Annotated in this window: 11 protein-coding genes; 9 read left to right on the top strand and 2 right to left on the bottom strand. The window is 46.5% G+C overall.

Annotation, left to right across the window (positions count from 1 at the left end):
* Window positions 1-160 precede the first annotated feature (160 nt).
* From ADIAL_RS05220 to purR, 6 genes are all read left to right on the top strand, one after another.
* The gene (locus ADIAL_RS05220; RefSeq protein WP_051503735.1) at window positions 161-1384 is read left to right on the top strand and encodes a metal ABC transporter solute-binding protein, Zn/Mn family; all 1224 of its coding nucleotides are present in this window, start codon (window positions 161-163) and stop codon (window positions 1382-1384) included.
* Between the two features lie 120 nt (window positions 1385-1504).
* A complete protein-coding gene (locus tag ADIAL_RS05215; RefSeq protein ID WP_034300906.1) occupies window positions 1505-2221 on the top strand; it encodes a metal ABC transporter ATP-binding protein in 717 nt (238 codons plus the stop codon).
* Window positions 2158-3024, top strand: a complete 867-nt coding sequence (locus ADIAL_RS05210) for a metal ABC transporter permease (RefSeq protein WP_051503734.1) — start codon at window positions 2158-2160, stop codon at window positions 3022-3024. Before ADIAL_RS05215 ends, ADIAL_RS05210 begins: the two co-directional genes overlap by 64 nt.
* Window positions 3025-3197: 173 nt before the next feature.
* Window positions 3198-4283 carry a GGDEF domain-containing protein gene (locus ADIAL_RS05205; protein ID WP_051503733.1) on the top strand — a complete coding sequence of 362 codons (1086 nt, stop codon included), beginning with the start codon at window positions 3198-3200 and terminating at the stop codon, window positions 4281-4283.
* Window positions 4284-4426: 143 nt separating this feature from the next.
* On the top strand, window positions 4427-7858 hold the full coding sequence (locus ADIAL_RS05200; RefSeq protein WP_034300902.1) for a pyruvate carboxylase: 3432 nt from the start codon (window positions 4427-4429) through the stop codon (window positions 7856-7858).
* Window positions 7859-8045: 187 nt separating this feature from the next.
* Window positions 8046-8867 carry a pur operon repressor gene (gene purR, locus ADIAL_RS05195; RefSeq protein ID WP_034300901.1) on the top strand — a complete coding sequence of 274 codons (822 nt, stop codon included), beginning with the start codon at window positions 8046-8048 and terminating at the stop codon, window positions 8865-8867.
* A 113-nt stretch (window positions 8868-8980) separates the two neighbouring features.
* Here the strand turns inward: purR and ADIAL_RS05190 are convergent, their stop codons facing one another.
* On the bottom strand, window positions 8981-9616 hold the full coding sequence (locus tag ADIAL_RS05190; protein ID WP_034300899.1) for a general stress protein: 636 nt from the start codon (window positions 9614-9616) through the stop codon (window positions 8981-8983).
* A 236-nt stretch (window positions 9617-9852) separates the two neighbouring features.
* On the opposite strand from ADIAL_RS05190, the gene glmU reads away from it, so the two are divergent.
* From glmU to ADIAL_RS05175, 3 genes are all read left to right on the top strand, one after another.
* Window positions 9853-11226, top strand: coding sequence for a bifunctional UDP-N-acetylglucosamine diphosphorylase/glucosamine-1-phosphate N-acetyltransferase GlmU (gene glmU / locus ADIAL_RS05185; protein ID WP_034300896.1), 1374 nt, complete (start codon window positions 9853-9855; stop codon window positions 11224-11226).
* Between the two features lie 108 nt (window positions 11227-11334).
* The gene (locus tag ADIAL_RS05180) at window positions 11335-12309 is read left to right on the top strand and encodes a ribose-phosphate diphosphokinase (protein ID WP_034300894.1); all 975 of its coding nucleotides are present in this window, start codon (window positions 11335-11337) and stop codon (window positions 12307-12309) included.
* Between the two features lie 115 nt (window positions 12310-12424).
* Window positions 12425-12868: a NusG domain II-containing protein gene (locus ADIAL_RS05175; protein ID WP_034300892.1), complete on the top strand. Its 444-nt coding sequence runs from the start codon at window positions 12425-12427 to the stop codon at window positions 12866-12868.
* A 99-nt stretch (window positions 12869-12967) separates the two neighbouring features.
* On the opposite strand, the gene ADIAL_RS05170 is transcribed toward ADIAL_RS05175, so the two are convergent.
* On the bottom strand, window positions 12968-13957 hold the full coding sequence (locus tag ADIAL_RS05170) for an L-lactate dehydrogenase (protein ID WP_034300890.1): 990 nt from the start codon (window positions 13955-13957) through the stop codon (window positions 12968-12970).
* Between the last annotated feature and the right edge of the window lie 119 nt (window positions 13958-14076).

The following is a 14076-nucleotide window of genomic DNA, read 5'->3' as shown; positions in this document are numbered from 1 at the left end:
TTTGGGAAGCGGCGACTAGGTTCGCCGCTTTTTTGCAGGCTGAGAGAGGCTTGACAAAAGAGCCACAGACGTGGTAGTTTATCTGTCGTAATGATTACGATTTACAGAGCACAAATAATAGCGAAAAGATAAGAGGACGTATTAAAAGGAGTTTATGGTCATGAAAAAAAGAATAGGATGGCTTCTGCTGCTGATAGCGTCAGCTTCAGTTGCAAGTGCATGCGCAGATACAGCAGATGAAGGGGGCAATGAGAACCAGCTGAATATTGTCACTTCTTTTTATCCGGTTTATGAATTTACTCAGCAGGTTGCCGGAGAACGTGCTGACGTATCGTTGATGGTCGGAAGCGGGGCGGATCCGCATACTTATGAGCCAAGTGCTAGAGACGTTACGGCGGTCAGCAATGCGGATATGTTCGCCTTCTCCAGTGAAGATATGGAGTTCTGGGCAGAGAGCCTACTGAATACAGTCGAGAATGATGAGCTGACCGTTGTCAGACTGGCTGACGGACTGGAAAGTGCTGATCACCGGGAGGCACCGGCTGCTGGCGAGCGTCTGGATGTGTCAGAAGTGGAGCCAGTCAGTAATGAACCTGAAAACGTCACAGTGATCGGCGTAGCCGGCCATTATCATACGGGGGATACGGTGACCTTAAGAGCACAGAATGAAGAAGCCGGGAACTGGGAATGGCACGTCAAGGAGCCTTCCGGGAACTGGGAGCTGATGAGTGAACTCACAGACGACCGGTTTGAAAAGGTGTCTGACGGAGAAGACTTTTTTGTCCAGGCTGTGGCTTTGGATGCGGCAGGAGAACCCGTTGGACAGTCCGAAATCGCTCATATCCACATTGATGACCACGAAGGAGAAGATCCGCATATCTGGCTGGATCCCGTTCTTGCTCAGGACCAGGTCCGCATGATTGAAGAAGCGCTGGTCGAAATCGATCCGGAACATGAGTCATATTATTCAGAGAATGCGGAGCGCTTCATTGCTGAACTGCAGGCCCTACATGAGGACTTTGAATCAACCTTTGCAGAAGCTGAAAACCGGACCTTTGTTGTCCAGCATCAGGCTTTTGGCTATATTGCAGCCCGGTATAATCTAGAGCAAGTAGCTATTGGAGGACTGTCGACAGAAGTGGAGCCCAGCCCATCCCGTATAGCTGAAATTAACCAGATTGTCGAAGATACAGGCGTGCCTGTAATTTTCTATCAGCAAGGGGCTAATTCATCTATTGCTCAGACCGTAGCTAACGAAACGGGAACAGAAACAGCTGTACTGCACGACTTGGAAACACTGTCAGAAGAGCTTCAGGCCAATGATTTAGGTTATATTGAGGCCATGCGCGAGAATCTTGAAGCCTTGCAGCAAAGTATCTACTAAGACAAAAAACAGGAGTGCCCTAACATGGCACTCTTTTCGTCTGTTTGTAGACTGAGGGGTGGTATTCCGGTTGAAATCGGTTATAATAAAGTGATGATAGTTTAGAAAGGTCGATAAAACATGCAGTACATCAAAGTAGATGATCTTGCGTTTCACTATGAAGATGAACCGGTGCTAGAAAACATATCTTTCGAAGTCAATTCGGGAGATTTTGTCATGCTTACTGGAGAAAATGGGGCAGCCAAAACGACGCTGCTTAGAAATATATTGGGTCTACTAAAGCCTTCACGGGGATCCGTCTCGCTTTCCAGAGAAAATCGCTGGGGGACAGACCTGGTTGTTGGCTACGTACCGCAGCAAGTGTCTTCTTTCAATGCCGGCTTTCCCAGCACCGTTTTGGAACTGGTCCAGTCCGGACGCTATCCGCGAGGCAAGTGGTTTAAAAAGTTAGATAAGGAAGACAAGGAACATGTTCGGAGATCTTTGGAGTCGGTCGGCATGTGGGACATGCGCCACAAAAAAATTGGTGAATTGTCCGGCGGTCAGAAACAGCGGATTTCTCTGGCCAGAGTTTTTGCTACCGATCCGGATTTGTTTGTACTCGACGAACCGACGACGGGTATGGATATTCATTCCAGAGAGGAATTTTACAAATTACTCAAACATAACAGCGAAGAGCACGGGAAAGGGATTTTGATGGTCACCCACGACCATGAGGAACTCCGTCACTATGCCAATAAGCATATTGAATTAATCAGAAAGGAGGATTCGCCGTGGAGATGTTTTTCTATGGATTCATGCAAAGAGCCTTCCAAGCATCATTCCTCATCTCGCTAATTGCACCTATCCTCGGGTTGTTTCTGATTTTAAGACGTCAGTCACTGATGGCAGATACGCTGTCGCATGTGTCACTGGCAGGAGTGGCTTTAGGTTTGCTTCTCGGTGTCGATCCGACCTGGACAAATATTTTGGTTGTGGGGATTGTGGCAGTTTTACTGGAGTACTTGAGAATGGTTTACCGGACTTATTCGGAGATTTCCATAGCCATGCTGATGTCCGGTGGAATGGCTGTAGCCCTAGTGCTGATGAGTTTGAACGAGAGTGGAGCGAACATGAGCATCAACCAGTTTCTATTCGGCTCCATCGTAACTATAAGTCAGCAGCAAATCTGGCTGCTGCTTATGCTGACAGTAGCCATCGGCTTGCTGTACATTATTTTTAGAAAGCCGATGTACATTCTTACTTTTGATGAAGATACGGCCTTTACAGCGGGTCTGCCGGTCAAGACCATGTCGATTCTGTTCAATGTGCTGACGGGCGTGACAATTGCTGTCGTGATGCCGATCGTTGGAGCTCTGCTGGTATCGGCAATCATTGTCCTTCCGGCAGCCATTTCAATGCGCTTGAGTAAAAGCTTCAATGGCGTGATCCTAATTGGGATTATCATTGCCATTGTCGGCATGCTGAGCGGACTGATAGGCTCATATCAGTACGGCACGCCGCCTGGTGCATCCATCACTTTAATTTTTATCAGTATTTTTGCTTTGACATCTCTAGGGAAAAAGCTTTTTTCTAGAGTGAGGCAGGAACGTCTAAATGGACGACGAGACCTTACAGGAGATATTTCACAAACAAAATAAATTGGCGAAAACCTCAAGAGCAGTCAGATGCTTTTGAGGTTTTTTGTACTATTCCTGTCACTTTAGTTATCAAAAATAGTTTTGCCGGCATAGAAGGTTTGTTGATTATCTAAGCAGGTGATAAACTGAAGAAAGATCAGGCAGATACGTTCAAATTATGAAAGGGTGAGGGGATGTCAAGCCTGCTGGAAGATTTGGTTATTAATGTGAGCCTGGTCATCTCGCTGATTTTTATATTTATGCATTTCAGATGGAGGAATGATGAAAGCCGGCTGCCGGGTTGGAGCAAAATGCTTCTGGACGGCCTGAGTGGAGGGATCATGGGAGTAATTCTGATGCGTTTTTCTATTGAACTTGCCGGTGAGACCATAGCAGATTTCCGCCATCTGCCCATTATTCTGATGGTTCTGTTTGTTGGTCGCCGTCAAGCCCTGATCAGCACGGCATTAATTGGAGCAGGACGTTTTCTTTACAGCGTGGATACTATGGCCTACGTGGCACTGGCAGCCGTTGCTGTTTTGTACATCGGACTGGTGAGTATCGATGCCCTTATGAAAGACCATAGCGGGCTGGCAATCAAATCGTCAGTGATGATTCTTTATGCAACGTTTTTGTATACAGTGGTGTTTATATTCCGGGTACAATGGCTGACTCTCTACTATCCGCTGTATGTCGTTTACTGGATTGTTTCGCTTTCGGGCGGTTTGTTTGCTGTGTTTTTTATGAACTATATTCGTGCAACAGAGTATTTGCTCAGAAAGTATCAGATAGAAGCTTCTGTGGACTACCTGACCGGACTGAAAAATGTCCGAACCTTTAATCAAACCTTCAGTCAGCTGAAAAGGCAGATTGGTCCTGAAAGAAAAGAATTGTCTTTAATCATGATTGACATCGACCACTTCAAGTCAATCAACGACCGCTACGGCCATGCGGCAGGGGACTTCATTCTGATTGAACTGGCCGGTCTGCTCCAGTCAGCCTTTGGCAAGCAAGCTCATGTGTTTCGAAAGGGTGGAGAAGAATTTGTTGTTCTGCTGGCAGACAAGACTCTGGAAGAGACGTGGGTGCTGACGGAAGCCTGCCGGGCCAAAGTCGAACAGCATGCTTTCGGAATCAATGATCAGACAGAGATCTATACATCCATTTCAGCAGGGATCAGTCAATATCCTCTGACAGTAGCCGAATTGGACCAGTTGATGCCTTTAGCAGATAAGAAACTCTACCGAGCTAAACAGAAGGGCCGAAACGTCGTCTGCTGAGACGGCGTTTTTTCGGAAAACCTAGTGTCATGGGCCTGTCATGAAAATAATTTTTCGTTCACGGTCAAACTCTGGTAAAATGGGATTTAAGAGAGAAAAGATAGAATAAATAGAAGAAACAGATAAGGTTGAGGTGAAACGGAATGAAAAAAGTACTGGTAGCTAACAGAGGCGAAATCGCCATTCGCATATTTCGGGCACTGCATGAACTGAACATAAGCACCGTCGGTATCTATGCCCAAGAAGATGAAGCGAGTGTGCATCGTTTCAAGGCAGATGAGGCCTATCTTGTGGGGAAGGGCAAGAAGCCGATTGATGCCTATCTGGATATTGAAAGCATTATTGATATTGCAAAAGACTCAGGTGCCGAAGCCATCCATCCGGGCTACGGTTTTTTATCTGAAAATCTGACCTTTGCGCAGCGCTGTGAAGAAGAAGGCATTACCTTCATAGGACCGGAGTCCAGACACCTGGATGTATTTGGAGACAAGCTTAAAGCTAAAGAAGTAGCCAAGGAAGCCGGGATTCCAACGATTCCTGGAACAGATGGGCCGGTCGAAACAGTTGAAGAGGTCAAGGCCTTTGGAGCAGCTTATGGCTATCCGATTATGATGAAAGCTGCACTCGGCGGAGGCGGACGCGGTATGCGTGTCGCCCATACCGAAGAGGAAGCTCAGGAAGGCTTTGAACGGGCCAGAAGTGAGGCGAAAGCCGCTTTTGGACGGGCAGATATTTATGTTGAACGCTATGTAGCCAACCCCAAGCATATCGAAGTCCAGATCCTGGGAGACACCCATGGAAATATCGTCCACCTCTACGAACGGGACTGCTCAGTCCAGCGTCGACATCAGAAAGTAGTAGAAGTCGCTCCCTGTGTTGATTTAGACCCGGCTATCCGGGAAGAACTGTGTGAAACAGCTGTTCGTCTGATGAAGCATGTGGATTATGTCAATGCCGGGACAGTCGAATTTCTGCTGGAAGACGGTGAATTTTTCTTCATCGAAGTCAATCCACGGGTTCAAGTAGAGCATACCATCACCGAGATGGTGACGGGAATCGATATTGTTCAAAGTCAGATTCTTATTGCTCAGGGCAAGCATCTGTTTGACGAGGTCGGCCTGCCGGAGCAGGCAGATATTCAGTTGAACGGAGCTGCGATTCAGTGCCGGATCACAACAGAAGATCCTGCGAACAACTTCCTGCCGGATACAGGGAAGATCAATACTTACCGGTCACCAGGAGGTTTTGGGATCCGTTTGGACGCAGGAAATGGCTTCCAGGGATCTGTCGTCACTCCTTTCTTTGACTCGCTGCTGGTCAAGCTGTCTGTACAGGCTCTGACGTATGAAAAAGCAGTTCAGAAGATGACTCGTTCCCTGATTGAATTCAGGATCAGAGGCGTCAAAACCAATATTCCTTTCTTGATCAATGTGCTGAAGCACCCGGTATTTTCATCAGGCAAGGCATCGACACGCTTTATCGATGAGACACCGGAACTGTTTGAGTATTCCAAGCTGAGAGACCGGGGAAACAAATCGCTGAAATATATCGGAAATGTCACGGTCAATGGTTTCCCGGGCATCGGAAAAGTGGAGAAAAGGGCCTTCAAAGAACCCCGTATGCCTGAAAAGCTGATTCAGCCCACGAAAGAGATTGTTTATCCTAAGCATATCCTGGATAAAGAGGGGCCCGATGCGGTAGCTAAATGGCTGAGGGAGCAGAATTCTGTCTTGATGACGGACACCACTTTAAGAGATGCCCATCAGAGTCTCCTGGCTACCCGCATGCGGACCAAAGACATGCTGGCCATTGCTGAAGAAACGGAAAGAGCCTTGCCGGAATTGTTCTCACTTGAAATGTGGGGCGGAGCGACCTTTGATGTTTCCTACCGTTTTCTCACAGAAGATCCGTGGGAGCGTCTGAGAAAACTGCGCAAAAAAATGCCGAACACGCTGTTTCAGATGCTTTTCAGGGGATCAAACGGTGTCGGCTACGAGAACTTGCCGGATAATGTGCTGGAAGAGTTTATCCGACTGGCTGCAGAAAACGGCATCGATGTCTTTAGAATCTTTGACAGCTTGAACTGGATACCGCAGATGGAAAAAAGTATTCAGTTTGTCAGAGATCAGAATAAAATTGCTGAAACAGCAATTTGTTATACAGGTGATCTCAATGACAGTTCACAGACTAAATACACAATCGACTACTACAAACGAATGGCAAAAGAACTGGAAGCGTTGGGAGCTCATATTCTTGCAATCAAGGATATGGCCGGCTTGCTCAAGCCTCATGCAGCTTACCGGCTGATTGGTGAACTGAAAAATGCCGTATCGATTCCGATTCACCTGCATATGCATGATACCAGTGGAAATGGTGTCTATACCTATGGGGCGGCTATCAGAGCAGGGGTTGATGTGGTCGATGTCGCTCAAAGTGCATTAAGTGGAAAAACAAGTCAGCCAAGCATCAGCTCTCTCTATTATGCACTGGAAGGGACTTCTCATGCGCCTAAGTTCAACATCAAAAATGTCGAACAGCTGAACCGCTACTGGGAAGATACCCGCAAATTCTATGCTGATTTTGAAGAAGGCATGCCGGCAGCCTCTACGGAAGTATACACGCACCAGATGCCTGGAGGGCAGTACACTAACCTCAAGCAGCAGGCCAAGGGTGTTGGCTTGGAAGAACGCTGGGACGATATCAAGGAAGCCTACACACTCGTGAACAAAATGTTCGGGGATATCGTCAAGGTGACTCCGTCTTCCAAGGTAGTTGGAGACATGGCTCTTTTTATGATTCAAAATGACCTTTCTGAAGCGGATATTTACGAAAGAGGAGAAGATATCGACTTCCCCAAATCAGTTGTCAGCTTCTTTAAAGGCGAATTGGGCCGTCCGGAAGGCGGCTTTCCCGAAAAACTCCAGCACATTGTGCTTAAAGGCGAACAGCCGTTGGACCGCAGGCCGGGAGAGTACAAAGAACCGCTTGACTTTGACAAAGTGAAAGCTGAACTCGCCGAGCACCTGGACAGGGAACCCAACAGGGAAGAAGTGATCAGCTATATCATGTATCCGCAGGTTTTCCTCGACTATACTTTCTTCTATAACATGTACGGAGAAGTCAACAAGTTCGATACACCAACTTTCTTTTATGGAATGCGGATGGGGGAACAGATTGAAGTCAACCTTGAAAAAGGCAAGACGCTTATTATTAAGCTGAACCAGATTGGTGATCCGGATCTGGAAGGAAACCGCGTGCTTTACTTTGAGCTGAATGGTCAGGGAAGGCAAATCGAAATCCAGGACAAAACCATCACCACGACCAAGGCTGTCCGCAAAAAAGCGGAACCTTCGAATAAGGGGCATATCGGTGCGACTATGCCGGGCTCCGTCTTGCAGGTTCTTGTGAAGCGTGGAGACAAGGTTGAAAAGGGCGATCCGATTGTCATTACAGAAGCGATGAAGATGGAAACAACGATTCGTTCGTCGATTGCCGGCCGGGTCGAGCATCTATACGCCAAAGAAGGCGATCAGATCCAGGCCAACGATTTGCTGGTCGAAATCGAAACCAAGTAAGCAGTCTGAACCATCAATCTCCTGATTACCGGGAAATCAGCCGGTGGTCAGGAGATTTTTAGGCAGTAGACTGGGCAAAAACGAACGTTAGGCTTGTTTTGAGCAGAAAATACTAGTCATTAGCGAACAAAAAAGGTAGAATATTTGTAAGTGACAAAGAAATGTACGTATAAGATGAGGTGTAAGAATGAAAGTAAAAAGAAGTGAACGGCTGATCGATATTACCCACTACCTGATTGAACATCCGCATACGCTAATCCCGCTGACCTTGTTCGCCAACCGGTACGAATCGGCTAAGTCCAGTATCAGTGAAGATCTGACTATCGTAAAAGAAACTTTCGCCAAAAGAGGAATCGGCTTTCTTGAAACACTCCCCGGAGCAGCGGGTGGCGTGAAGTACATTCCTAAAATGAAAGAAGAAGACGTTGAGGAATTTATCCGCAAACTGTGTGAGGAACTGAATCATTCCAGGCGTCTGCTTCCAGGTGGATACGTCTATCTGTCCGATATGCTTGGAGATCCTAAATGGCTACGGCAAATCGGCCGGGTGATTGCGTCGAAATACATGGACAAGGAAGTAGACAGTGTCATGACGGTAGCGACTAAAGGGGTGCCTATTGCTCAATCAGTGGCTTCCTACTTGAATGTGCCTTTTGTAATTGTCCGTCGTGACTCAAAAGTTACCGAAGGGTCAACCGTTAGCATCAATTATGTATCAGGCTCATCCTCTGACCGGGTCGAAAAGATGGAACTGTCGAGAAGAAGTCTGGATATGGGCTCTAAAGTTGTCATCGTCGATGATTTTCTTAAAGGGGGCGGAACCGTCAACGGGATGATCAGTTTAATTGAGGAATTTGATTCGGAAGTGGTTGGAGCGACCGTCATTGCTGAAAATATTTTCAACGGTGAGCGTTCTGTTAAAGACTATACCTCTCTGTTGAAAGTTGAAAAAGCGAACGCCCAGGACCGCACAATTGAAGTGTCTCCAGGCAATTTTTCAATCAGCTGAAATCAACGGCTAACAGGAGACATGCAAGGTTTCCAACTGCTCTATTTGAAAAAAACATTCTCTTCCTTTCGGCTTAGCCGTATTTGGAAGAGAATGTTTTTTTGTCTGCTAAGTCAGCTGTCTAAACCTTCACTGCGATTTTGATCTAGCCTGTCTTTCGTTGCCGCATCGGCATCGGCTTCCCCGTGCGTATCTTCCAGTTCAGGCGGTGTGCCGTCATTGGATGCCGGTTCCATAGGAGGCTGTCCGCCGTCGCCCATTCCTTGGACACTGCCTTCATTGGGAAAGCCCGCTGTAGTTCCGAGGGTATCAAGTGTCTTGCTGTCAGCGGCTGTCTGCTCCGTCTTGCTGATATCACCTTTCTGGCCTTCCTCTTGAGCAGAAGAGGAGTCTGGCTTCTCTACAGCCACAATGACATGTCCTTTTTCTAGATCCTCCCGGTACATGTGCAGCAGATCATCTTCAACGACATAATTCGGACGTTCATAGTACGCATCGTCTCTTATACGGAAAGCATCCTTCAGTGATTCCCAGAAGCTTTTATCGTCTTCCTGATCGATATGCGTTCCGCTCATATCAGATGAGGCGACATCTATATTCTCAGGATTATCCAAATTTTGACTTTTAGCTTGATTGGTAAAGATAATCAGTTCCTCTTTGCTGTGACCTTCACTAAGCAGGCGCCTGACTACAAGCTCTGCTTCTTTTTCTGTTGGATAGCTGCCGATGACAGTCTGGTTCTTGTTCATTTCATTTTCCTCCTTGAAGCCGGGTCAAAATTCTCCGCTTCTGTTTGATTTCACTTCATACGATATTAATCCCATTATAGGAAACTGTAATAAATAGGACAAATAATAAAGCTTATCCAGCTTGAAAACATAGCGGGCATAAAGTATCATGTAAGGTGGTTTGCGTGTATAGACACGCGGCAGTTTGTAAACACATGACAGCTTATAAAATAATGGTAGAAGACAAGGAGAAAACAATGACTAAACGTTTTGCAGTGGTACTAGCAGCAGGTCAAGGCACGCGCATGAAGTCGAAACTATACAAGGTCATGCATCCAGTCATGGGCAAGCCAATGGTCGGACATGTCGTTGACCAGGCTCTAAAAGCAGATATGGACAAAGTGGTAACCGTTACGGGTGTCGGTGCGGAAACGGTTCAGGATTACCTGGGAGACAAAAGTGAGTATGTTTTGCAAAAAGAGCAGTTGGGAACAGCCCATGCCGTCGATCAGGCCGCACCGATACTTAAAAACGAAGCTGGGACGACCCTTGTTATTTGCGGAGATACTCCGCTACTGACAACCGAAACACTTAACAGTCTGATGGCACACCATGAAAAAGTTGGGGCGAAGGCAACGGTGCTGACAGCTCATGCAGATGATCCTTTCGGCTATGGCCGTATTATCCGCTCTGAAGATGGATCAGTCGCTAAAATTGTCGAGCAAAAAGATGCAGACGAGTCAGAACAGGCTGTTCAGGAAATCAATACAGGAACCTACTGTTTTGACAATCAGGCCCTTTTTGCGGCCCTTGAACAAGTTGACAATAACAACTCCCAAGGCGAGTACTACTTACCGGACGTCATGGAAATCCTTAAAAATCAGGCCGAGCTGATTTCAGCTTATCAACTCGACAACAAGGAGGAGGCGCTGGGAGTTAATGACCGTGTTGCCTTGGCCAAAGCCAATAAACTGATGAAGCAGCGGATCAATGAGCTGCATATGCGTAACGGCGTGACAATGGTCGATCCGGACCAGACCTATATCGAGAGCGATATTGTGATTGGACAGGATACGGTGATTGAGCCGGGTGTTTACCTAAAAGGGAAAACAAGTATCGGGACGGATGCTTTAATCGGCGCACATTCAATCATTGAAGACAGTCAGATTGGTGATGAGGTGCAAGTCAAAAGTTCCCTGATTGAATCGTCAGTAATGGAGAAACAGAGTACAATCGGTCCAAACAGTCACTTGAGACCGGAAACAGTACTGAAGGAAAAGGCCCATGTCGGTAACTTTGTGGAAATCAAAAAAGCGACTCTCGGCAAGAATACCAAAGTCGGGCATTTGACCTATGTAGGAGATGCTACTCTGGGTGAAAATATCAACTTGGGCTGTGGAACAGTTTTTGTAAACTACGATGGCAAGGAAAAGCACCATATCGAAATTGGGGACAATGCTTTCGTCGGCTGTAATACCAACTTGATTGCACCGGTAAAAGTGGATTCAAATACCTATATCGCAGCAGGCTCTACCATCACAGACAACGTACCGAGTGAATCCATGGCGATTGCCCGTGCCCGTCAGGTAAACAAAGATGGATACTTCAAGAAAATGCCGCACAAAAATTAGAATTTTCTATAAAACAGCTGATAAACTGACCGGCGGAGTTGATTTATTTGACTCTTAGGAATAAACTATAAAGAGATAATAAAAGATTGATAAACTATGGAGGCCCACATGTCCGAACTTTATTCTGATCCAAAACTGAAAATATTTGCTTTAAGCTCCAACAAGCCGCTTGCAGAAAAGATTGCTGCTGATGTCGGTGTAGAACTGGGACAGGTGTCTGTCAACAAATTCAGTGACGGAGAAATCCGCATCAATATTGAAGAAAGTATCCGGGGAGATCATGTTTACGTGGTACAGTCCACATCCGCCCCAACTAACGATCATCTGATGGAAATACTGATCATGATTGATGCTCTGAAGCGGGCAAGCGCCAAAACAATCAATATCGTCATGCCTTACTATGGCTATGCCCGTCAGGACCGTAAAGCGAGATCTCGTGAGCCAATCACAGCGAAGCTGGTAGCCAACATGATCACGCAGGCTGGGGCAGACCGCATGCTGACGCTTGATTTACATGCTTCTCAGATTCAGGGATTTTTTGATATCCCTGTGGATCATCTGCTGGGGGCTTCATTACTGGCGAACTGGTTCCTGGATCAAGGACTTTGTGGAGAGGATACCGTTGTCGTTTCTCCGGATCATGGGGGTGTGACCCGTGCGAGAAAACTGGCGGAATTCCTTAAGTGTCCGCTAGCGATTATAGACAAGCGCCGGCCCAAGGCAAATGTGGCAGAAGTCATGAATATTGTTGGTAATGTGGAAGGGAAGACAGCTATTCTGATCGACGACCTGATCGATACGGCTGGAACGATTACCCTGGCTGCAAATGCTCTGATTGAAAAAGGAGCCAAGGAAGTGTATGCTTGTGGGACTCATCCTGTCTTCTCGGGACCTGCGATGGAGCGTATCGCAGCTTCTCCGATCAAAAAGATGATTGTTACCGACTCCATCATGCTTTCAGAAGACAAGCAGATAGATAAAGTCGTTCAGGTCAGTGTAGGCGAACTGATGGGGCATGCCATCAAACGTATTCACGAAAACCGTTCGGTCTCACCGTTGTTTGAAAAACAGTTTAAAGGGTAAACGATTCATTGCACAGACGCCTGATTCTCTCAGTCCAGCCTTTCAGTATTCAAGGCCTACAGACAGCTGAGTGGAATGGGCGTTTTTGTGAAGGAGACAAAGGAGTAGGGATGATATGAGTGAGAAAATCAAATACCATTTGAGGAATATGAAGCCTCTGGATATAGTGGTTATTGTGTGTTTATTTATAGCTTCCTTTATTCCTCATATCGTTTATGGAATCCAGCTCGGAAATATCGATGATGATGCCGTCATTATTGCGACGGTCAGAGTGTCTGGCGAGGAGCTCTACAGGGTCGAATTAAGCGAAGAGACACCGCACGAGGAATTCAGGTTGGAACCGGGAGAAGGCAAGTACAACATTATCGAAGTCGAAGGTACTCGCATCAGAAATCGGGAAGACAATAGTCCGGATCAGTTGGGTGTCAGACGCGGCTGGATCAGTCAGCCGGGAGAAACAGCTGTCGTCCTGCCGCATCAGCTAATTATTGAAATTCATGCAGAAAATCAGGACGGACAGGAAATCTATGAAGAAGAAGATATTATCATACCCATGTAGCAGCCAGATGAAATAGTCTAGCGCACACAAAAAGAGGCCGGTTTACCGGCCTCTTTTTGTGTGCATAATGCTGCCTGAGCGTTTTGAACATTATCATTGTTAATCGGAAATGGTGAAACCGATATCCGGATTTTGCTCCAGGACTTCTTTCAGGTGGGTGCGAATTGTATCAGCAGAATGCTTCATCTTTTCCTTTTCTGAGTCATTCAATGGAATCTCAACGATTTTTTTGACACCGTTGCGGTTTATGATGGCCGGGGAACCGATATAAATATCATTTTGATTATATTCGCCTTCAAGATAAACCGACAGCGGCAGAACCGCATGCTCGTTATTGAGGATTGCCCGTGTGATACGAGCAAGAGAAACCCCGATACCATAAAAGGTTGCACCTTTACGTTTAATGATTTCATAAGCTGCATCGCGTACAGAGAAGAAAATCTCAACGAGAGCCTGTTCATCAGTATTCGGGTTGTTGTTGATCCATTCGTTGATCTGCAGGCCGGCAACATTGGCGTGTGACCAGACTGGAAATTCTGTGTCCCCGTGTTCTCCGATGATATAGCCGTGTACATTACGGACATCCACATCTAGAAGATCAGCGACTGCCTGTCGGAAGCGGGCACTGTCCAGTGACGTTCCGGTTCCAATCACTTGGTGAGCGGGCAGGCCGGATAATTTATATACAGCATAAGTCAGGATATCGACCGGGTTGGTTGCAACCAGAAAAATGCCGTCAAAACCACTGGCCATGACTTGCTCAACAACATGCTTAGTAATGCGGAGATTTTTTTCTGTCAGGTCCAGTCGTGTTTCTCCAGGCTTTTGAGATGCCCCGGCTGTATACACGACTAGGTCAGCATCATGACAGTCTGCATAATCAGCTACATATATTTTTTTTGGAGCTGTAAAGGCAAGCGCGCTGTTCAAGTCCATGACATCGCCCTCTGCTTTATCTTTGTCGATATCGATGATTCCCAATTCTTGTCCGATGTTTTGATTAATGATGGAATAGGCGTAGCTTGATCCTACGGCGCCGTCTCCGATCAGTATAATTTTCTGCTGTTTTTTTGACTCTGTCATTGTCATCATCCTTTCAGAATTTTACTCGTTCATTATAACACAAGTGAAAGAGAAAACTAAGGGCTGGAAACTGTACAAGGATCGAAATCTGTATATTGACGCTGCCTGTTTTAAATGAGAAACTG

Source organism: Alkalibacterium sp. AK22 (assembly GCF_000585255.1).
Lineage (GTDB): Bacteria > Bacillota > Bacilli > Lactobacillales > Carnobacteriaceae_A > Alkalibacterium.
Note: the sequence above shows the minus strand (reverse complement) of the source record. Positions and strands in the feature narration are given on the sequence as shown.

What these genes read in the sequence shown, in the direction of transcription:
- ADIAL_RS05215 (WP_034300906.1), top strand. Translation starts at nt 1,505, where the DNA reads ATGCAGTACATCAAAGTAGATGATCTTGCGTTTCACTATGAAGATGAA.
- purR (WP_034300901.1), top strand. Translation starts at nt 8,046, where the DNA reads ATGAAAGTAAAAAGAAGTGAACGGCTGATCGATATTACCCACTACCTG.
- ADIAL_RS05180 (WP_034300894.1), top strand. Translation starts at nt 11,335, where the DNA reads ATGTCCGAACTTTATTCTGATCCAAAACTGAAAATATTTGCTTTAAGC.
- ADIAL_RS05205 (WP_051503733.1), top strand. Translation starts at nt 3,198, where the DNA reads ATGTCAAGCCTGCTGGAAGATTTGGTTATTAATGTGAGCCTGGTCATC.
- glmU (WP_034300896.1), top strand. Translation starts at nt 9,853, where the DNA reads ATGACTAAACGTTTTGCAGTGGTACTAGCAGCAGGTCAAGGCACGCGC.
- ADIAL_RS05170 (WP_034300890.1), bottom strand. Translation starts at nt 13,957, where the DNA reads ATGACAATGACAGAGTCAAAAAAACAGCAGAAAATTATACTGATCGGA.
- ADIAL_RS05190 (WP_034300899.1), bottom strand. Translation starts at nt 9,616, where the DNA reads ATGAACAAGAACCAGACTGTCATCGGCAGCTATCCAACAGAAAAAGAA.
- ADIAL_RS05220 (WP_051503735.1), top strand. Translation starts at nt 161, where the DNA reads ATGAAAAAAAGAATAGGATGGCTTCTGCTGCTGATAGCGTCAGCTTCA.
- ADIAL_RS05175 (WP_034300892.1), top strand. Translation starts at nt 12,425, where the DNA reads ATGAGTGAGAAAATCAAATACCATTTGAGGAATATGAAGCCTCTGGAT.
- ADIAL_RS05200 (WP_034300902.1), top strand. Translation starts at nt 4,427, where the DNA reads ATGAAAAAAGTACTGGTAGCTAACAGAGGCGAAATCGCCATTCGCATA.